The organism is Ignatzschineria cameli (assembly GCF_003121895.1).
In the GTDB taxonomy this organism is placed as follows: domain Bacteria; phylum Pseudomonadota; class Gammaproteobacteria; order Cardiobacteriales; family Wohlfahrtiimonadaceae; genus Ignatzschineria; species Ignatzschineria cameli.
The window spans coordinates 122,081-142,521 of the sequence record NZ_QEWW01000002.1; the positions used below are offsets into that span (position 1 = coordinate 122,081).

Consider the following 20,441-nt stretch of genomic DNA (forward strand, 5'->3'; position numbering starts at 1 on the left):
GATTGCTACTCTGATTTTTAGCATAAAAGGGGCAAAGATGATAGCTCTAAAAAAAGAGATTTGCTCAAAGGGCGGAGATCTTCTATACTCAAAAAACATTGAAAAACGATTGTTATTCCCCTAGAGGTGCTGTTGAAAACAGCTGAGATTGAAGTAGAACTTCGGGACTCTTATCACCTGATCTAGTTAATACTAGCGGAGGAAAGTGGCGAATACACTGCGCTCGTGGCTGTGTGTGCCGACTCTCTGCAATGGAGAAAATAGATGACATTACTACACGCCGTAACGCGAGATATTCCTACTATTCCAGATGAAAATCTTGTATCGATGATCGAAGCGATAACCCCTTATGTGGATTATATTCAGCTTCGAGAGAAGTCACGCTCTTCAAAAAGTTTAGGTCTTTTGATTGAACGGATTTTAGTGCGTGGGATTCCCCTTGAGAAATTGATCATTAATGATCGAGCGGATATTGCTCAAGCATTTGGTATTTCTCGAACCCATTTGACAGAGCAGAGCCTCTCTATTGCACGTATGCAAGATGCTTTCCCAGAGATGAAGTTTGGCCGCTCTTTTCATACTGTCACAGCGGTAGAGCGAAATCTTTCTCACTATGATTATGGCTATTTAGGTCATATCTTCCGTACAAGTGAGAAGCAATATCCTGCCTTAGGAATCGAGCCCTTAATTGCCGCTTTTCATGCGAGAAAGAGAATCGAAGCGCAAGAAGTAGAGGGTCCGCAGGGTCAGTTGATTGCTATTGGTGGGATCGATGTCGATACATTGCCCGCTATCTGCGATTACATCGATGGTGCTGCGGTAATGTCTGCTCTCTTTCCTGTTGCTAACCACCTATTTGATATCGAGCGAGGGCGTCTTAAGGCGCAAGCGCTACGAGCGATCTTAGAACGATCTTCTTGTTAATGTGTGCTCTGTTAGTGGAGCGAAATCTCAGTAGTAGCGAATCAGATAAGAGAAGTCAGATAGAGAAGATCAGCTTTTAAAGGTTAAAGGGTAAAAGGTAAAGGGGATGAGGCAGATCAATGGAAGCGGTAAGCAAAGAGTGAGAGAAGAGTGAGATAAAGCGCAAAAGCGAGAAAAGGATTGAATAGAGGAACTGTAATAGATGAATCATATAGAGATTGTGATTAATGGTGAAAAGGTGGCGATTGCTCGTGATATTGATAATATCGCTGTGCTAATTGATCATCTCGATCTACAGAATCGAAGGTTCTTTATTGTTGAGAAGAATCGTGAAGTTGTAAAAAAGGAAGATTACGCGACAACAGCTGTTGTTGCCGGTGATCAATTTGAAATTGTACATTTCGTAGGTGGTGGCTAGGATGACACTTAAAATAGGAAAATTTGAATTTAACTCCCGACTCTTTTTAGGAACGGGAAAATATCGCACATTTGAGGAGCAGAAAGGTGCAGTAGAAGCGAGTGAGTCGGAGGTTTTAACCTTTGCGGTTCGTCGGATGAATATTTTTGATGATAATCAGCCTGATCTTCTTGAAGCGCTTGATCTGACAAAGTATAAGTTACTTCCTAATACCGCTGGAGCAAATACGGCTGAAGAGGCGGTAAGAACGGCTAAACTTGCTCATGCATCGGGGCTTTGCGATATGGTGAAAGTGGAGATTATCGGTTGCCCTAAGACGCTGCTCCCTGATCCTGTTGAGACCTTACGAGCAACAGAGATGTTGCTTGAAGAGGGGATGACTGTTTTAGTCTATACCTCAGATGATGTAGTTTTAGCAAGACGCCTCCAAGAGATGGGCTGCCATGCGATTATGCCGGGAGCTTCACCGATCGGTAGTGGACTGGGGATTATTAATCCACTCAATTTGCAATATATTATTGAGCAAGCAACGGTGCCGGTAATTGTCGATGCGGGATTAGGAAGCCCTAAAGATGTCGCTTTTGCGATGGAGCTAGGTGCTGATGGCGTTTTAATGAATAGTGCCGTCGCTTATAGTGAAGATCCCATCAAGATGGCATTAGCGATGAATCTTGCAACAAAAGCGGGACGTTTAGCGTATGAAGCAAAACGTATGCCGATGAAGGGGCATGCAACGGCTAGTAGTCCTTTAACAGGATTGATCAGCTCCTAATTCTGCAATGAGCGTTAATTTTAAGGGCCTCATCAAATTGGTGAGGCTTAATCATCAATAGAGTGATAATCCCCAAGAGATAGAGAGAGAAGATGAGTGAGATCGATTCCCGTTATGATCGTTTAGCCCGTTTTTATAAGATCGGTAAGATCGGAGTGAAGGCCTTTAATCGTGCAAATGTTGTGATTTTAGGGTGCGGTGCATTAGGCTCACAACATGCTGAGACATTAGCGCGCGCTGGCTTTGGGCGATTAACCTTGATCGATCGTGATTTTGTTGAGCGCTCTAATCTACAGCGGCAGACTCTCTTTACAGAGGATGATGCCGAAAATGCAACCCCAAAAGTGATCGCGCTTCAAAAGCATCTTGCTAAGATTAATTGTGATATTGAGGTCACTCCCCATATTGTTGATGTCTCGAGTGATAATATTGAAGCTTTGATAGCGGGGCATGATCTATTACTCGATGGGACCGATAATCTTGCACTACGGATGTTGATCAATGATGCCTGTTATAAGCAGGGGATACCGTGGATCTTCGGCTCTGCTTTAGAGAGTTATGGCATGAGTTATAATTTTAATTTTGACTCTGACCCTGAATCTAGTACCTCCTTAGAGAGGAGAGATATTCGATCGAATCACCAGGCTGCGCCCTGTTTACGATGTCTCTTGCAGACACTGCCATTAGAGAGCCACGATACCTGTAGTTCTGTGGGGGTTATTCAGCCCATATTGCAGATGATCTCTAGTATCCAAACAACTGAAGCGATGAAATATTTTGCTGATCGCGAAGCGGTTAGAGAGACACTCTTCTCTATCGATCTTTGGGATTTTCATCCTCAAAATATCTCCCTTCATCGCCTTAAAGATCCGGAGTGCCTAACATGCGGGCCTAATCCCACCTATCCTGCGCTTCATCAGAAAAAAAGAGAAGCGGAGCGACTCTGTGGTGATGGATCTGTGATGATTCGGGAAGTGGCACCGCTCAATCTCAAGCAGCTAAAAAATCGTCTTGATCAGCGCCATATTGATTCTCAATATAATGAGTATTTTCTCAATATCCATCTTCCCTCACATCGGGTGATTCTCTTCGCTGATGGGCGGGGAATTGTCTATGGTGTTATCGATACGGAGGAGGCGTTACAACTCTATAATAGAGTTGTGGCGTTTTAATGGTGTTGAGCTCAATAAAGTCACTACCGAACAGAATCCTAATCGACCCTCCTATCACCAAAGTGTTTTATCTATGCCGTTCGAAGATAGACCATTAAGCGCCCCCTATAAGGTTCATTATTCACCGGGGTTGTTAGGGGAAGCATCTCTATTAATTGAAAACCATATTGCGCCATAGCGCGCTTAAAGTGATTATGGTATCCCCGATTAGGATCGATAATCCAAACGGTACACTCTTTCGCACCAAAGCGATCGATAAAGTGGGCAACATCAAGAGCGGCATCAGGCTCATAGAGGATATCGCTTGCAATAATATGATCATATTGGGATTTAAGGAGTGGCGCGTTGGTATCAGTTAAAGCGGGGGTAGGGACATCACCCCATTGACTATGTTTAAAGCGAATGGGAGGAATCTCATTCTGTAAGCTATTTTTCTGGAGAAATTTTCCGGCAAGAGGATGGCGATCACTCGCGGTAATATCGTAGCCTAAAATTTTGGCCGTCATACTCGCAATTCCAAGACCACAACCGATCTCAAGCAGTGTACTATTTTTGTCGATTGGGCGTTTAATCAACTTCAGGGCCAATTGAATACTTGAGGGCCAGAGCATACCAAAGAGAGGCCAAGCAGCAGAGCAGATGCCGAGACGTGCGGCTTGATCATTTGGGTCGAAGAATTGTTGTTGATTAAGAAGGGTGGTGATATTAAGGGAGAGATCAGGATGAATATCGATCTGCTGCTTTTTAGTTTTATAGGGAATTGTCTTCATGAAAGTCTATGTGAGCTGCCTCGCTGAATTGCTAATAGAGTATTCACTATCGCAAATCCCTCTCAATAAAGCGAATAACGGGCGATTGAGAAGATTGCTCTTTCGAGTTTTAGTGCTCTAAAAGAGACTTTTCCGCTCTTTTTACTTGAAGAGATTCAATCACTTGCAGGATGTTTATGCTTTTTGAAAATCTATTTATCTATTTTAGTTTCTAAATGAAATTAAAAAAACATACAAAAAAGAAAAAACAAAAAATCAATACATAATAAAAACTAAAACTAAAACTAAAACAAAACTCAAGTTGAAATTTAAGTTGAGAATAAAATTTAAAATTAAACCCAATGGATTAATAAGTAGATTAATAAGTAGATTAATAAAGAGGTTAATAAAAGGATTAAAAGTAGAAAATCTTAAGTTACGTTTAAGGTTGAGTCGTTACTATAGATATAAGAGAGAGATATATAAAAGAGAGAAGTGAATATCTCTATCGAGGCAACAGGTGGAGTGAAACTTTAACGTAGGCGAGGAAATGTAAATGAGTAGAGAGAAGCAGATTGTTTGGGGAGTGATGATTCTCCCCTTTCTCTTATGGGGATTAGATGTTGCTAGCAGTTATAGTACAACAGATTGGGGTGTCTGGCTCTGGCGTAAGGAGTTGATTAATTTAACGGGGCTTGTGGCAATCATTCCGATGGGTGTGATTATGTTATTAGCACTTCGTCCTCGATTTTTAGAGTCGCTCTTTCAAGGAATGGATAAGATCTACTATGTGCATAAGTGGCTAGGGATCTGGGCAATATCTGCAGCGTTACTCCACTATGGCGTGAAGTTGAGTAAAGGTTTTTTAAAACCCTTCTTTGAAAAAGGGCCTAAGATCAAGCTCGATGGGCTGCCTTGGCTCGATGGATTCCACTCTTTAGCAAAAGATGTTGGGGAAATTCTCTTCTATCTTTTTGCGATCATGCTGGTTATCACCTTATTGAAAAAGATCCCCTATCGTTTTTGGCGCAAAATTCATAAAGTGATGGGCCTCCTCTTCTTAGCCGTGCTCTTTCATACTGCCGTATTAGCTCCTGAACGCTATTGGGCTGAACCAGTAGGAATTGTTTTGATCGTGATAATGTTGATTGGAATCTATGCAGCAATCATCTCTTTAACGGGAAGAATTGGACAGGGAAGAAGGTATCAAGCAACGATTAAATCACTCGATTTTTCAGCAAATAGTGCCATTGTAGAGTGTGAAGTTCCTCAAAATTGGCAGCATATCTCAGGGCAATATGCCTTTGTTCAACACCCGCAATATCATGAGTGGCATCCATTTACGATCGCCTCAAATGTTCATGATGATCAACATATTCGCTTTGTTATTAAAGCATTAGGTCACTATACACGTAAAATCGGAAAACGGTGGCATGTGGGCGATCAACTCAATATTGAAGGACCTTATGGCCGTTTTTCTTATGAGAAATCGACCTTGCCGAAACAGATCTGGATTGCCGGTGGCGTTGGAATTACCCCTTTTCTCGCTTGGTTAGAATCATTGGTCCCTCAAGAGAAGCGTTTTGATATTACGCTCTACTATCTTGTCTGCAATCCTAAAGAGGCTCTGTTGCTTGAGCCATTGCAACAATTGACAGCGCAAGTAGGAATCACTCTACATCTTCACTATAGTGATGAGAGTGGGTATCTCGATTTTGAGACACTTCCCTTCGATAGAGAGACTTCTGTCTGGTTCTGTGGACCAACGGCGATCGCAAAAGCACTTCGAACAATCTTAAAGCGTCGCCATCTCTCCCCTAAAAAGTATCTCCATTGTGAGTATTTTGAGATGCGTTAATCAGTGGATATTGAGGAGGTTACTCGGCTTGAAGAGTGCTGTGATTCCTGCCTAAAAGTCTGCAAACTTTCTCGATTCTTAGTATCCTATAGCGCATAGAGTATCAGGAAAAGATCCCGCTATGAGTGGGATCTATCTATTGGACCTTCCTCTTTTCCATTTTCTATTTAATACTATTTGAGCTGTAGCGAGAAAGATGAGCCTATTATCCCACGAATTAGAGTTATTAAGTCCTGCCCGAAATGTTGAAATTGCCCGTGAAGCGATTATTCATGGAGCCGATGCTGTCTATCTTGGTGGCCCTGAATTTGGTGCGCGACATGCAGCAGAGAATGATGTGGCTGAGATTGCAAAGCTCACCACCTTTGCCCATCGCTTCAATGCGAAGGTATTTATCGCGCTTAATACTATCTTGCATGATAATGAGCTAGAAGCTGCGCGTAAGCTTATCTATGAGCTTTACGATGCCGGTGTAGATGCGCTGATTGTTCAAGATATGGGGCTATTAGAGCTCGATCTACCGCCAATTGAACTGCATGCTTCGACACAAACCGATATCCGTACTTTAGATAAGGCTAAATTTATGGCGGATGTGGGATTCTCTCAGCTTGTTTTAGCAAGAGAACTGAGCCTTAAAGAGATTCGTGCAATTCATGAGGCAAGACCTGATACCGCTTTAGAGTTTTTTGTTCATGGCGCCCTCTGTGTTGCTTTTTCGGGGCAATGTTATATCTCTCATGCAGAGACGGGACGCTCTGCTAATCGTGGCGATTGTTCTCAAGCTTGCCGTTTACCCTATACCCTTAAGGATAGTGAAGGGCGCGTTATCGCTTTTGATAAGCATCTATTATCGATGAAGGATAATAATCAATCGAATAATATCGATGCTTTGATTGAGGCGGGTATTCGCTCCTTTAAGATTGAGGGGCGTTATAAAGATATGGCTTACGTTAAAAATATTACCGCCCATTATCGTCGCCTGCTCGATCGTTATATTGAGCAACATCCAGAATTTTCTCGCGCTTCATATGGTAGAGTCGTTCATCACTTTGAGCCCAATCCTGATAAAACCTTCAACCGAGGCAGTACCGACTACTTTGTCAATGCGCGTAAAGGGGATATTGGCGCATTTGAATCACCCAAGTTCGTAGGTCTACCGATCGGGCATATACTCGATATTAAGAGACATTTTCTTGAAGTGAAAACCACAGAACCTCTGGCAAATGGGGATGGACTCAATATTCAGATTAAACGCGATGTTGTGGGATTTGCCGTCAATCGTGCCGAGAAGATAGGAGAGAATCACTATCTTGTCTATCCTAATGAGATGCCGGAAGAGTTTGTGACAGAACGCGCAAATATTCAGAAAAAGCATCCGCTCAATCGCAATCATGATCAAGTCTGGAGTCAATTATTGACGAAAGATTCAGCAGAGCGGCTCTTAGAGGTCTCTCTTATTTTTGGTCAAAATGATGAGGGCTATCAGTTAGAGCTCTTTACGAAAGAGGGGTATTACGCAAAATCGATATTAGCAGGGGATTTTGAGTCTGCCCATCATCCGGAGAAGGGGTTAGCCGCTTTAGAGAAGAATCTTAGACGCTTTGGTGGCACGGGATTTGAGTTGATCGATGTCGTGATCCAGCTTGATGCGATCCCATTTATTCCCGTAAGTCTCATTAATCAACTACGCCGAGAGGCCATTGAAGCACTTGAAGCTTCAATTGAGCGCAATTATGTTCGTGGCGTACGAAAAGAAGCTGTTAAGCCGCCGGTAACTTTCCCCTTTGAGGAGCTTAGCTTCTTAGCGAATGTCTATAACGATAGAGCGCGAGAATTTTACTTCAAACATGGGGTGAAGATGATTGAACCGGCTTATGAAGCCCATGAAGAGTTAGGTGAAGTGCCGGTAATGATCACAAAGCATTGCCTTCGTTTCTCCTATAACCTCTGCCCCAAACAGACGATCGGGGTGACCGGCGTTCAAGGACAGATTAAGCCGACACCATTAACGCTCTCACATAAAGGGGAAGAGTATACGCTCAAGTTTAATTGCCGACCTTGTGAGATGCATGTGATGGGGAAAATGAAGCCTCATATTGCAAAACAAGCACTACTCGGATCGGAGCTGAAGTAATAGAGTAATAGGGGTGATTGGAATCTAAGAGGCGAGATTTAAAGGAGATCGAGATGACATTAACTGTGGCGACATTAACCCCATCTGAAAAAAGATGGTTCGCAATAACGTTTCCTTTACTCGTACAGCCTCGGCCAGAGGAGAGTCATAAGGGAACATTTGGCACGCTCCATATTATTGGGGGTGGAATCGGCATGACCGGTGCGCCGGTATTAGCGGGAATAGCTGCCTTAAAAAGTGGCTGTGGTAAGGTGATTCTTGGTCTCAATCAAGAGCCACTAGGCATCTCTTTAGTGGCAACAGCACCTGAATTGATGTTGCGCCATGGCAAAGAGCTGCTTCAAGAGGGAGATGCGAGTGCATTGGTCTTTGGGTGTGGTTTAGGGATGGATACCTCTGCAGAACGATTGATGCAGATGTTGTTACAAGCGCGGCGACCTCATCAGCCACTTCTAATCGATGCAGATGGTTTAAATCTATTAGCATCGATGGAAGATTCAGAATTCCCCCTATTAGGAGAGGAGACAGTTTTAACGCCTCATCCTAAAGAAGCTGCAAGATTGTTGGGATGCTCTGTTGCCGAGATTCAGCATGATAGAGAGAGATCAGCACAGCGATTAGTGGAGCAGTTTGGTTGCTGGATTGTCTTAAAAGGGCATCACACCTTGATCGCCTCTCCACGCCAGGAGATCTGGTGTAATCAGACCGGCAATAGTGGGTTGGCAACTGCCGGCAGTGGTGATCTACTCTCTGGTATTATTGGGAGTCTATTGGCGCAAAATATGCCGATGATGGAAGCTGTTCGCGGTGGCGTCTGGCTTCATGGGCGTGCGGCGGATCTTCTGGTGGCAAAGGGAATTGGCCCGATCGGCTTAACGGCTCATGAGATTATCGATGAGGTCAGATCTCTTAGAAATCAGTTGGTTGTACCTTAAATAACTACAAGGTTTTACGTGAAACATCCTGTTAAAAAGAGCCCAGAAAAGAGAGCGATACGCATGTGTGCGCGCCGATCTTGCTTAAGAAAGGGGATCATCACATTATTGATTCTTCTTTTTATCTCCCTGCTCGGGAGCGCCTTCTACTTTCGTGATCGATTGTGGTTAGTAATAAAATATTTTGAATCAGGAGAGCAGTCACCGATCGCCCTTGAAAAGGAGCGTGACCCCCAATATTCACCTATTAATCTTGAGGTTAGGGCAGCAGAAGCCTATCAATATGCGCAAGCGCACGATTTTGATTTAGAGCATGCAATTTTGATCGATTATGGCCGCCATTCAGGAAAGAATCGTTTCTTTGTCTGGAACTTTGTTGAAAATAGGGTGGAAATAGCAAGCCTTGTTGCTCACGGTTATGGCAATAAGGGCTTTGAGAGTAGCAATCAAGCGATTACCTTTAGTAATACACCTAATAGCTATGCTTCCTCTTTAGGGAAATATCGCATCGGCGCGCGAGCACCTAGTCAATGGGGAATCAATATTCACTATAAGATGCATGGCTTAGAACCGACCAATGATAAAGCATTTGAACGTTATATTGTGTTGCACTCCTTTGAGATGATTCCGGAAGAAGAGCAGTACCCTGCTTATCTACCAATGGGCTTTAGCCAAGGTTGTCCGGTAATTGACAATAGCACGATGCGGCAGGTTGATCAGTTATTGCAGCGTAAAGAGAAGCCAGTACTGCTCTGGGCCTACTATTTAGAGTAGAGGGCAGGAGCGATTCGTGAAACAGGTAGAATGATTATCATCAACATTTAGACCCCCTTTAAAATATTTTTTCTGTAAAAAAAAGGGGTTAGCAAAATTGTGATGAAAAAATATTGTATAAGAAAAAAGATCTCGTTATGATGAAATGCTTCTAAGGCATGAAGCATTGATTGTCTAAAAGCACGTAAAACTCTCATCTTTGAGGGGGACGTGTTTTTTTTTGCCCTAAAAAAGTTAAACATAAAGTTAAGCAGCGATACATAGGGAATTTAATAGAGAATCTAATAGAGAATCTAATAGAGAATCGAATTGAGATAAATATTAACGATGGAGAAAAAAGAGAAATGATAAATCCTGCAGCATTGGTATTAGCAGATGGCTCAATTTTTAGAGGAGAGAGCGTGGGCGCTGAAGGGGAAGTGGTTGGTCAATTGATTTTTTATCGAGGTGCAGCGGGATATCAGGAGGTGTTAACGGATCAATCCTATGCTGATCGTATTGTAACTTTTACAACTTCTCATCTCGGTAATACCGGGATCAATCGTCAGGATTATCGCTCAGAATCTGTTACAGCTGCCGCTGTTGTAATGCGAACGCTCGCGCTTCGGACCTCTCACTTTCGCAGTGAGATCTCATTAGCTGATTATCTCCGACGACAAAATATTATCGCTATCTCCGAAATTGATACACGTGAATTGAGCCAACGAGCATTACTTGATAGTTCGCTTTGGAGCTCTATTATCACCGGTCATTATAGTGATAAGGAGTTACGACTAAGAGCGCAGCAACTCTTTCAGCAGCAGGGGATCGGCATTAGCCGTGATTTGATGAAAGAAGCAGTGTCTACGACCGATTCAATACTTCATCCATTAGGGGCATAAGGGGGATTACCATGCCAAAACGTCAAGATTTAAAATCGATTCTTATTATCGGCGCCGGCCCCATTGTTATTGGGCAAGCGTGTGAGTTTGATTATTCAGGAGCCCAAGCTTGTAAGGCCATTAAGGAGGAGGGAATTCGTGTTATTCTCGTTAACTCCAATCCTGCCACTATTATGACCGACCCAGAATTAGCTGATGCAACCTATATTGAGCCAATTGAGTGGCAGACGATTGCAAAGATTATCGATAAAGAGCGTCCTGATGCCATTCTTCCAACAATGGGGGGACAGACAGCCCTCAATTGTGCTTTAGATTTAAGTCGCCACGGGGTTTTGGAAAAGTATCATGTAGAATTGATCGGTGCGACAGAAGATGCGATCGATAAGGCGGAGGATCGAGGGCGTTTTAAAGAAGCGATGGAGAAGATCGGTTTAAAATGTCCACAAGCATTTGTTGTTCACTCCATGGCGGCGGCATTTGAGGCGCAAAAGAGAGTAGGCTATCCCACATTGATTCGCCCCTCTTTTACTATGGGTGGAACCGGAGGAGGTATTGCGCATAATGAAGCGGAGTTTATCACCATTTGTGAGCGAGGATTTGAAGCCTCTCCTACACACGAGCTATTGGTTGAGCAATCAGTCCTTGGTTGGAAAGAGATTGAGATGGAGGTGGTTCGCGATAAGAATGATCATGTGATGATTATCTGCTCTATTGAGAATTTCGATCCGATGGGCGTTCATACCGGCGATTCGATTACCGTTGCACCGGCGCAGACATTAACAGATTCTGAGTATCAAGCAATTCGAGATGCAACATTTGCCATTATTCGGGAGATCGGTGTTGAGACGGGAGGGTCGAATGTGCAATTTGCGGTGAATCCTGCCAATGGAGAAGTGGTGGTGATTGAGATGAATCCTCGGGTCTCCCGCTCATCTGCTCTAGCCTCGAAAGCAACAGGATATCCGATTGCGAAGATGACCGCTAAATTAGCCGTAGGTTACACTTTAGATGAGCTCCATAATGAGATTGTCGGTGGTGCTTTAAGTGCGACAGTTGAGCCTGTTATCGATTATGTTGTGACAAAAGTTCCCCGTTTTGCTTTTGAAAAATTTCCTAAAGCAAATGATCGATTGACGACACAGATGAAATCGGTAGGGGAAGTGATGGCAATGGGTAGAACTTTCCAAGAATCATTACAGAAGGCACTTCGGGGATTAGAGGTGGGTCTTTCAGGGCTCAATCAGCGTACAACTTCAGAAGCGACCATCATTGCCGAACTAGAGATGCCGGGGCCTGAGAGATTGCTCTATGTTGCCGATGCTTTTCGTCTTGGCATGAGTTTCGATCAGGTGCATCAATACTCAAAAATTGATCCTTGGTTTTTAAGCCAAATAGAAGACCTTATTATTGAAGAGCAACATCTAGCACAAGAAGAGTTGCGGGATCTCCATTTTGAACGACTCTTACAGTTAAAGCGTAAAGGCTTCTCCGATAGCCGTATTGCCACATTATTAGGTATTAAGGAATCACATATTCGTATATTAAGAAATGAGTATCAACTCCATCCGGTCTATAAGCGAGTTGATAGTTGTGCAGGACGTTATCCTACTGAGGTGGCTTATCTCTACTCCACTTATGAATCATTTTGTGAGGCGCGTGTTAGTGATCGCCGGAAAATTATGATTTTAGGGGGTGGACCTAATCGTATCGGGCAAGGAATAGAGTTCGACTATTGCTGTGTTCATGCTTCTCTTGCATTGCGTGAATCGGGATTTGAAACGATTATGGTCAACTGTAATCCTGAGACTGTTTCGACAGATTTTGATATCTCCGATCGACTCTACTTCGAACCTCTAACGTTAGAGGATCTCTTAGAGATCATCCGCATTGAGAGACCTGAAGGGGTAATTGTGCAATATGGTGGGCAAACACCACTTAAACTTGCCAAAGCGCTGACCGAAAATGGAGTGCCAATTATTGGAACATCAGCTGCTAATATCGATCTTGCTGAGGATCGGGAACATTTTCAAAAGATCGTGCAGCAATTAGGGTTGAAACAACCGGAAAATCGTATAGCGCATCATTATCAAGAGGCTCTACAATTGGCCGATGAGATCGGCTATCCATTAGTGGTTCGTCCCTCTTATGTATTAGGCGGGCGGGCAATGCAGATTGTGCATTCAAGGGAAGAGTTATCACAATATATGATTGAAGCGGTCGAGGTATCGGAAGATTCGCCTATTTTGTTAGATCACTTTTTAGATCACGCAATTGAGATCGATGTTGATGCCGTATCAGATGGTGTTGAGGTAATTATCGGGGGCATGATGGAGCATATTGAAGAAGCGGGAGTTCACTCGGGAGATTCTGCCTCTATTCTTCCTCCCCACTCTTTGAGCGCGATGCTACAGCGTGAAATTGAGAAGCAGACAAAAGCCTTAGCTTTTGCTTTAAATGTTGTAGGATTGATGAATGTTCAATTTGCCGTTCAAGATGGGGAGATATATCTGCTAGAGGTCAATCCTCGAGCTTCAAGAACGGTTCCCTTTGTGAGTAAAGCGACATCTCTTCCATTGGCGAAGATTGCAGCACGAGCTATGGCGGAAATCTCATTAAAAGAGCAGGGAGTAACCGCGCCTACAGTGCCGACCTATTATGCGGTGAAAGAGGCGGTGTTCCCATTTAATAAATTTGCGGAAGTGGATGTTATCTTAGGTCCTGAGATGCGCTCTACAGGCGAGGTGATGGGAATCGGTGAAACGATCTCACAAGCTTATTTAAAAGCACAATTAGGTGCCGGTGAACGTCTGGTAAAAGGGGGGAAGGTCTTCTTATCGGTCCAGAATCGAGATAAAGAGGCCTTAAAAGAAGTTGCAAAAAACTTTATCGATCAAGGTTACTCATTGATCGCGACTGAAGGAACGGCAAAATCCCTTATAGCGGTTGGATTAATGGTAACTGCTCTTGCTAAAGAGAAGGAGGGGCGACAATCGCTTATAGAGATGATTAAAAATGGAGAGATCGCAATTGTTGTGAATACGGTAGAGCGAAATCCTAAAGCTGTTGAAGCGAGTTATTTAATCCGCCGTACAGCGCTCAATCAGCGAGTTCCTTACTATACCACTATTGCAGGGGCAAAAGCAGTAAGTGAGGGCCTTACTGATCTATCTATGCTCGAAGTTGGCTCGCTTCAGGAGTATCATGAGCGATTAAGATCATTACATTAATATGGGTTTAGGCGATGAAGGTATGCCTTTGGGGGTGATGATCTCAAATAATGGATCAGATACGGATCGACTCTTTAGTGAGGCGGCAAAGATTGATCGATTGTTGCAAACGGGGTGCTAGTAGGATAGTGCAGCCTTATCTGCCAAGAAAATAGACGGTGCTGAAATATTGCGCATAAAAAGTTTTGACACTCGATAAAAATCACGTATACTTACTTTCGTCGATCAGGACACTCAATGAAAATTGAGAAAGCATATAAGCTTCTATTTGGGTGCTTAGCTCAGCTGGTAGAGCATCGCCCTTACAAGGCGAGGGTCGGGGGTTCGATCCCCTCAGCACCCACCAAATAGTAAGAGAAGCCCTGTATCAAACAGGGCTTCTTTTAATCTAGGTTTATCATGCAGCTGTTATCTTTTATTTGAGATCTGTTTAACTCTCCTTCTAAAAAAGAGAAGAAAGTTAGATATAAAATCAAATAATATTGACAGATGCCAATAAGTAAAGATATAATCATTACTCTATTGGGTGCTTAGCTCAGCTGGTAGAGCATCGCCCTTACAAGGCGAGGGTCGGGGGTTCGATCCCCTCAGCACCCACCAAATAGAAAACCCTACAACTTCAGTTGTAGGGTTTTTTCTTTTCAACTTTTTCTTTTTTATAGATCCACATTCACTACTCTTTTCATTTTTTTGAGATTTTGTAGATCTCTCATTGATCTCTTGCGAGGCAGATTAAGTATTGAATTGAAAAGAAAACCTCTCATATTAATGGGAGGTTGATATCACTTTGCACGATGCAGGTAATCTCTCTTTAGTCTTGATCTTATTAGTTTTGATCGAGAGGAAGTTTAAGCTTCTTATTCTCTTTAGCTAATGTTTTCTTGAGTAAAGTTGTATAGAGTGGGCGACCACCAAAGAGCTGGGCGACAATTGTTGCGCCTAAACAGGTGATAAGCATAGGAAGAATCAACGCAAAATTACTTGTAAGCTCCAATACTAAAAGGGCTCCTGTTAATGGAGCACGAACGGTTGCGGCAAAGAGAGCGCCCATTCCTGCTATTGCAAACATTCCAGCATGAAGCTCATAACTTGGAAATAGGTCAGCAGCAATATCGCCAAAAAAAGCGCCCGATAGTGTTCCTAATGCTAAGAGAGGCGAGAAGACACCGCCAGGAGCTCCGGAACTAAAAGAGATAATGGAGGTAAAAAAGCGGATAACAAAGAAGATCAGAATCATCTGTAGCGTAAATGATCCTTTTGTCCAATCATGAATCACATTAAATCCCTCGCCTACAACGACAGGAAGATAGAGGGCAATAACACCACAACTTCCGCCGATAATGCCACCCATTAAGATAAAGCGATAGGTTTTTCCATTATAGAAAGCTTGGAAACAATCTTGCAAAAAGAGAAGGGAGCGATTGAAGAGTAGCCCAATAACGCCAATAATAAAGCCCATGACAATAAAAAGCCAGAGCGATTCCATCGGTGCATAGCCAAAAATGCCGACATCAAGTAGAGAGGCATTGCCATTGATGAAGCGATAGACAACGGTGGACATAATTGCGCCAATTAAAACGGCTTTAAAGGAGATCAATCCATATTTAAATTCTTCTCGCATCTCTTCAATGACAAAGATCACGCCGGCAAAAGGAGCATTAAAAGCAACGGATAATCCCGCTGCAGCACCTGAGGCGAGGAGAATATGGCGATTTTCTGAAAGCTTAACTTTAAAGATGGCACCCACCATGGCGGCTAAGTTTGCTCCGAGCTGTACCGTAGGACCTTCCCGACCTAATACCATTCCTGAACTTAATGTCCCTAATCCGCCAAAGAATTTTACAGGCAAGACTCGCCACCATCGAACGGGGCGAACATCTTGTAGTGCTCCTTCAATCTCTGGAATTCCAGAACCACCCGATTCTGGCGAGAACTTTTTTACAATATAGTAGGCAAAGAGACTTAAGGTAAAGGAGATCGCAAAAGTGGTCACGACAACCTGCCAAGTCTCAGAGAAATATTGTTTAGGAATACTCTGTCGTAATTGAGAGAGGTAATCGACCCCTAATTGAAAGAGAACCCCCATAAAACCGACCAAAGTACCTACAATGGCTGCCAGAATTAAGATCTGCATAGGGGTCTTATCACTATGGATAAATTTCTTAAGATAGTTCAAATTCAGAATCCTTTTTGTTGTAGGTGAAGATATTTTAGGTGCTGCTATTAGTATAGCGCCCATAAATATTCGCAATATCGCTATTGGTCATTAATCGCGTTAATTGGTTTTAAAAATAGTGATTAAAGATTACAAAATTGATTCAATTATAAGAAAATTTACTAATATAGCGAAATTAATCTCAATCTTAAATCTCAATCTTAAATCCCAATCTTAATATTCATGTCATTTGTATTTATCTCGAATTTCATCTTGATTTTTTCAGAAATTAAATCTCAAGTTTAATCTCAAGTTCCATCTCAAGTTCCATCTCAAGTTTTATCTTGAAACTAACCGTGATATTCAGCGCAAAATCATTTCTCGCTCTTGAGGGAGAATATTCACACCTTTATCTCGGTTTTTACTTCAACAGAGTATTGATATTTCGATAGTAAAATTTCGAGAGTGTAGTAGAATACTGCTCTTAGCGATAGGGGATAGCCCTATCTTCTTCAACTTTTAAATTGATTGCAGCGCTGTCTGCTTTCCCCTGGAAGGAACTATTTAAATGACAAAACGATCAGTAGAGCTTCTTGCTCCGGCAGGAACATTTAAGAATTTACAATATGCGTATGCATATGGAGCAGATGCAGTCTATGCGGGATTACCGCGTTATAGCTTACGTGTACGTAATAATGACTTCCGAAATACCGAGCGTGTAAAGATGGGGATCGATTATGCCCATGAGTTAGGGAAGAAGTTTTTCTTAGCCGTTAATACGATGCCTCATGGTGGTAAATTGAAGACCTTTATCGATGATATGGCGCCGGTACTCGATCTTAAACCTGATGCGTTAATTATGTCAGATCCTGGTTTGATTATGATGGTGCGTGAGCGTTTTCCCGATCAAGAGATTCATCTCTCGGTACAATCTAATGCCGTCAATAGTGCGACCGTTCAATTTTGGCAAAAGCAGGGGCTAACCCGCGTTATCCTCTCAAGAGAACTCTCTTTGACAGAGATAGAAGAGATTCGTCAAGAGTGCCCGGATATGGAGCTAGAGGTCTTTGTTCATGGTGCGCTCTGTATTGCTTACTCCGGTCGTTGCTTACTTTCAGGTTATTTTAATCATCGTGATGCGAACCAAGGGACTTGTACCAATGCTTGTCGCTGGAACTATGGTTTAACAGATGCCACGGAAACGCCAGAAGGGGAGTTAGTACCGGTAGGGACTGATATGCAACGCATCTACCGTGAAGAGAGCCAACATCCTAATATCGGTATCAATCCTGTGACCTTTATTCAAGACGCAATGAATGAAGTTGCTTATACTGATCTTTCAACAGGAAAAGCATATACCCCTCATCCTGAAGCAGTAAAGCCTTACCTCATTCAAGAGAATGGGCAACGTAAGGGTGAATGGATGGAGATTAGTGAAGATGAACATGGAACCTATATCATGAACTCCCGTGATCTTCGAGCGATTCAACATGTTCAAAAGCTGATTGAAATTGGGGTGGATTCTCTCAAGATAGAGGGACGTACAAAATCACCTTACTATGTTGCTCGAACCACGCAACTCTATCGCCAAGCGATCGATGATGCTTTAGCTGGACGAGAGTTCAATCCCGAACTCTATGGAAAACTAGATGGTCTTGCAAATCGTGGTTATACCGAAGGCTTCTTGCAACGCCATGCTCCTCATGCCTATCAGAACTATCTCACTGGAAATTCCATTCACTCACGTCAACAATATGTAGCAGAAGTTGTGGAATATGATCCAGAAACAGGATTATCAAAACTTCAGGCGAAGAACAGATTCTCAACAGGGGATCGCCTAGAGGTGATTCATCAACATGGTAATCGCGATATTATCCTTGGTGAAATGAAGACAGAGAAGGGCGAAGTGATCGATTCTGCAAAAGGTTCTGCCTATGTTGTATGGGCAGATATTGGTCCAACTGATGAGATGACGATGCTTGCCCGCTATCTTAATAGTGATGAATCTGTTGATTAAAAATTAATTTGTAGTCGATTCTTGTAGTCGATATATTAAAAAAATAAACAGAACTATTAAAAAAGTACTTTTATTAAAATGATAGCACTTAACCTCGATCAATCCGGTCGAGGTTTTTTTATGATTATTTATAATTTTTATTATCTATAATAATTTTTAGATCAGCATAAAACTACGCTAGAGAGACTTAGATCAGAAGATGGTAAGATAAAGTTATATGAAATAATGTTATATTTCTGTAAATTGTTATAAAAACAAAATATACTATTGTAATTGCAGAAGATAAGAGATTAAGTTTCTTAATGAGAGGTATTATCTAAAGTTTTAAGATAGAAGCGAAATAGGTTTTCTATTTAATGATTGATAAGTTTTAGCTCGATAGTTTCATACTTTAGTTAGAAGCAGCTCTTAAAATGAGATCTTTAGTGATTATTTTTGAGCTTTTTAAATCTTTTAAAGGAGATAATAGATGATCCGTTGTGTGCGTATGTGGACAGGCGAAGATGGTAATTCCCATTTTGAAGAGGGAACATTGGTGATGAAAGAGGGTGAGCGTGGAGATTTTATTGGTCTTCCCATTGCAGTTAGTGAACTCTCATTTCGTGAAACAGCATCAGGTGGATCATTCGACTGGCATAAAGATCCCGTTCCTCGCTTTGTGATTACTCTCTCTGGGACCTTAGAGTTTGAGATGGCATCAGGTAAGACATTTCAAATTAAACCTGGCGATATTCTATTGGCGCAAGATAATACCGGTACCGGTCATAAGTGGCGTTTAGTGGATGATGAGCCATGGCGTCGAGCTTATGTTGTCTATGATGAAAAGAGTGATTTAACTTTTAAACCATTAAGTAATCAATAAGAGAAGGAGTCGATTGATGAAGAAAAATGTGAGTGAGAAGACAGATATTGTCTTAATTGGTGCCGGGATTATGAGTGCAACTTTAGGGACTTTTCTTAAAGAACTTGATCCTGCGCTCAATATTACGCTCTTTGAACGCCTTGATGATTGTGCTAAAGAGAGCTCATATTCATGGAATAATGCGGGGACAGGACATGCAGCTAACTGTGAGATGAACTACACTCCTCAGCGTCCAGATGGCACGGTGGATATTAGTGAAGCGTTAGAGGTGAATACTGAATTTGATATCTCCCGTCAATTTTGGAGCTATCTTGTTAATAAGGGAAAGATCAAAGATCCCGGCCAATTTATTCACGCTTGCCCACATATGAGTTTTGTTCAAGATGCTGAGAGTGTGAAATATCTGAAGCAACGTTTTGATGAGATGTCTGCTCATCACTGTTATCACGGTATGGAATATTCTGAGGATTTTGATCAGATTGCGAAGTGGACGCCTCTGATTACAGAAGGACGTGATCGAAATCAACCGATTGCCATGACTCGAATGATTACGGGAGCCGATGTGGATTATGGGGCGTTGACTCATATTTTAATCTCTGAGCTTGAGCAACAATCAGGATTCACGTTGCACTACAAACATGAAGTGAAAGATCTTAAACGTGATAGTAATGGTGAGTGGTTAGTCACGGTTAAAGATATTGATACTCATGAGAAGCGTATCATTTCTGCGAAATTTGTCTTTATCGGTGCCGGTGGGCGAGCTATTGAATTACTCCAAAAATCGGAGATTCCTGAAGGGAAGGGCTATGGTGGATTCCCTGTTGGGGGAATTTGGTTACGTTGTGATGTGCCAGATGTTGTCGAACAACATCACGCCAAAGTCTATAGTAAGGCGGCAAAAGGATCGCCACCGATGTCTGTGCCTCATCTAGATACCCGTATTATTGGTGGTAAAAAATCGTTACTCTTTGGTCCTTATGCTGGATTTTCTACAAAGTTTTTGAAGCATGGCTCTTATGCTGATCTCTTCAAATCCGTTCGCCCCGGCAATATTTTGCCAATGTTAGATGTGGCTAAGGATAATATGGGATTAGTAGAGTATCTCGTGGGACAAGTTCTACAGACCCATCACCATCAGTTCGGTGAGCTTCAGGCATTCTATCCCTTAGCAAAACCGCATGATTGGGTTGAGGTAATTGCCGGACAACGTGTTCAGATCATTAAACCTGATAAGCCGGAAAAAGAGGGTATTTTACAATTTGGTACTGAGCTAGTCAGCAGTTCTGATGAGAGCTTAGTGGCGCTCTTAGGCGCATCACCTGGGGCTTCAACTGCAGCTTTTATTGCGCTGAATGTTCTTAAGAAATGCTTTAGCAAGCAGTTAGCAGATGGTTGGCAGAAGAAGTTAGAGGAGATGATTCCCACCTATGGTATTGACTTGAAAGTGGATGCGGATGCTTGTCGAGAGACTCGTCAAAGAACAGCAAAAATTCTCAATCTAGAGTTTATCTAATTATCTAATTATCTAATTATCGAAGTATCGAATTATCAAATTATTGAATT

Annotated in this window: 15 protein-coding genes, 2 tRNA genes and 1 riboswitch; of the genes, 15 read left to right on the forward strand and 2 right to left on the reverse strand. The window is 42.4% G+C overall.

Going from position 1 to position 20,441, the window contains the following annotated elements:
* Positions 1-112 precede the first annotated feature (112 nt).
* Positions 113-221, forward strand: a riboswitch (TPP riboswitch).
* 43 nt (positions 222-264) lie between these two features.
* The 4 genes from DC077_RS03530 to DC077_RS03545 all read left to right on the forward strand — a co-directional run bounded on the left by DC077_RS03530 (position 265) and on the right by DC077_RS03545 (position 3,286).
* Positions 265-924, forward strand: coding sequence for a thiamine phosphate synthase (locus tag DC077_RS03530; RefSeq protein WP_109200874.1), 660 nt, complete (start codon positions 265-267; stop codon positions 922-924).
* A gap of 202 nt (positions 925-1,126) precedes the next feature.
* Positions 1,127-1,342 (forward strand): sulfur carrier protein ThiS, encoded by a 216-nt coding sequence (gene thiS, locus DC077_RS03535; protein WP_239990238.1) that lies wholly within the window; start codon positions 1,127-1,129, stop codon positions 1,340-1,342.
* Between the two features lies 1 nt (position 1,343).
* Positions 1,344-2,114, forward strand: a complete 771-nt coding sequence (locus DC077_RS03540) for a thiazole synthase (RefSeq protein ID WP_094566662.1) — start codon at positions 1,344-1,346, stop codon at positions 2,112-2,114.
* A 92-nt stretch (positions 2,115-2,206) separates the two neighbouring features.
* Positions 2,207-3,286 carry a ThiF family adenylyltransferase gene (locus tag DC077_RS03545; RefSeq protein ID WP_109200873.1) on the forward strand — a complete coding sequence of 360 codons (1,080 nt, stop codon included), beginning with the start codon at positions 2,207-2,209 and terminating at the stop codon, positions 3,284-3,286.
* A gap of 71 nt (positions 3,287-3,357) precedes the next feature.
* Here DC077_RS03545 and DC077_RS03550 read toward each other — a convergent pair whose 3' ends face one another.
* On the reverse strand, positions 3,358-4,056 hold the full coding sequence (locus DC077_RS03550) for a class I SAM-dependent methyltransferase (RefSeq protein ID WP_109200872.1): 699 nt from the start codon (positions 4,054-4,056) through the stop codon (positions 3,358-3,360).
* 535 nt (positions 4,057-4,591) lie between these two features.
* On the opposite strand from DC077_RS03550, the gene DC077_RS03555 reads away from it, so the two are divergent.
* The 8 genes from DC077_RS03555 to DC077_RS03590 all read left to right on the forward strand — a co-directional run bounded on the left by DC077_RS03555 (position 4,592) and on the right by DC077_RS03590 (position 14,444).
* Positions 4,592-5,893 (forward strand): ferredoxin reductase family protein, encoded by a 1,302-nt coding sequence (locus DC077_RS03555; RefSeq protein WP_109200871.1) that lies wholly within the window; start codon positions 4,592-4,594, stop codon positions 5,891-5,893.
* 196 nt (positions 5,894-6,089) lie between these two features.
* Positions 6,090-8,027, forward strand: a complete 1,938-nt coding sequence (locus tag DC077_RS03560; protein ID WP_109200870.1) for a peptidase U32 family protein — start codon at positions 6,090-6,092, stop codon at positions 8,025-8,027.
* Between the two features lie 53 nt (positions 8,028-8,080).
* Positions 8,081-8,962, forward strand: coding sequence for an NAD(P)H-hydrate dehydratase (locus DC077_RS03565; protein ID WP_109200869.1), 882 nt, complete (start codon positions 8,081-8,083; stop codon positions 8,960-8,962).
* 18 nt (positions 8,963-8,980) lie between these two features.
* Positions 8,981-9,736 (forward strand): murein L,D-transpeptidase catalytic domain-containing protein, encoded by a 756-nt coding sequence (locus DC077_RS03570; RefSeq protein WP_239990327.1) that lies wholly within the window; start codon positions 8,981-8,983, stop codon positions 9,734-9,736.
* Between the two features lie 344 nt (positions 9,737-10,080).
* Positions 10,081-10,617 carry a carbamoyl-phosphate synthase domain-containing protein gene (locus DC077_RS03575; protein WP_109200867.1) on the forward strand — a complete coding sequence of 179 codons (537 nt, stop codon included), beginning with the start codon at positions 10,081-10,083 and terminating at the stop codon, positions 10,615-10,617.
* Between the two features lie 11 nt (positions 10,618-10,628).
* Positions 10,629-13,844 carry a carbamoyl-phosphate synthase large subunit gene (gene carB, locus DC077_RS03580; protein ID WP_109217837.1) on the forward strand — a complete coding sequence of 1,072 codons (3,216 nt, stop codon included), beginning with the start codon at positions 10,629-10,631 and terminating at the stop codon, positions 13,842-13,844.
* 270 nt (positions 13,845-14,114) lie between these two features.
* Positions 14,115-14,190: transfer RNA gene (locus tag DC077_RS03585), tRNA-Val, on the forward strand.
* Between the two features lie 178 nt (positions 14,191-14,368).
* A tRNA-Val gene (locus DC077_RS03590) sits at positions 14,369-14,444 on the forward strand.
* A gap of 226 nt (positions 14,445-14,670) precedes the next feature.
* Here DC077_RS03590 and clcA read toward each other — a convergent pair.
* Entirely contained in the window at positions 14,671-16,083 is a 1,413-nt protein-coding gene (gene clcA / locus DC077_RS03595; RefSeq protein ID WP_109200866.1) for a H(+)/Cl(-) exchange transporter ClcA, read from the reverse strand.
* 484 nt (positions 16,084-16,567) lie between these two features.
* Between clcA and trhP the strand changes: the two genes are divergently transcribed.
* The 3 genes from trhP to mqo all read left to right on the forward strand — a co-directional run bounded on the left by trhP (position 16,568) and on the right by mqo (position 20,391).
* Positions 16,568-18,016: a prephenate-dependent tRNA uridine(34) hydroxylase TrhP gene (trhP, locus tag DC077_RS03600; RefSeq protein ID WP_109200865.1), complete on the forward strand. Its 1,449-nt coding sequence runs from the start codon at positions 16,568-16,570 to the stop codon at positions 18,014-18,016.
* Between the two features lie 469 nt (positions 18,017-18,485).
* A complete protein-coding gene (locus DC077_RS03605) occupies positions 18,486-18,878 on the forward strand; it encodes a cupin domain-containing protein (protein ID WP_109200864.1) in 393 nt (130 codons plus the stop codon).
* Positions 18,879-18,894: 16 nt separating this feature from the next.
* Positions 18,895-20,391, forward strand: a complete 1,497-nt coding sequence (gene mqo, locus DC077_RS03610; protein WP_109200863.1) for a malate dehydrogenase (quinone) — start codon at positions 18,895-18,897, stop codon at positions 20,389-20,391.
* The last annotated feature ends 50 nt before the right edge of the window (positions 20,392-20,441 follow it).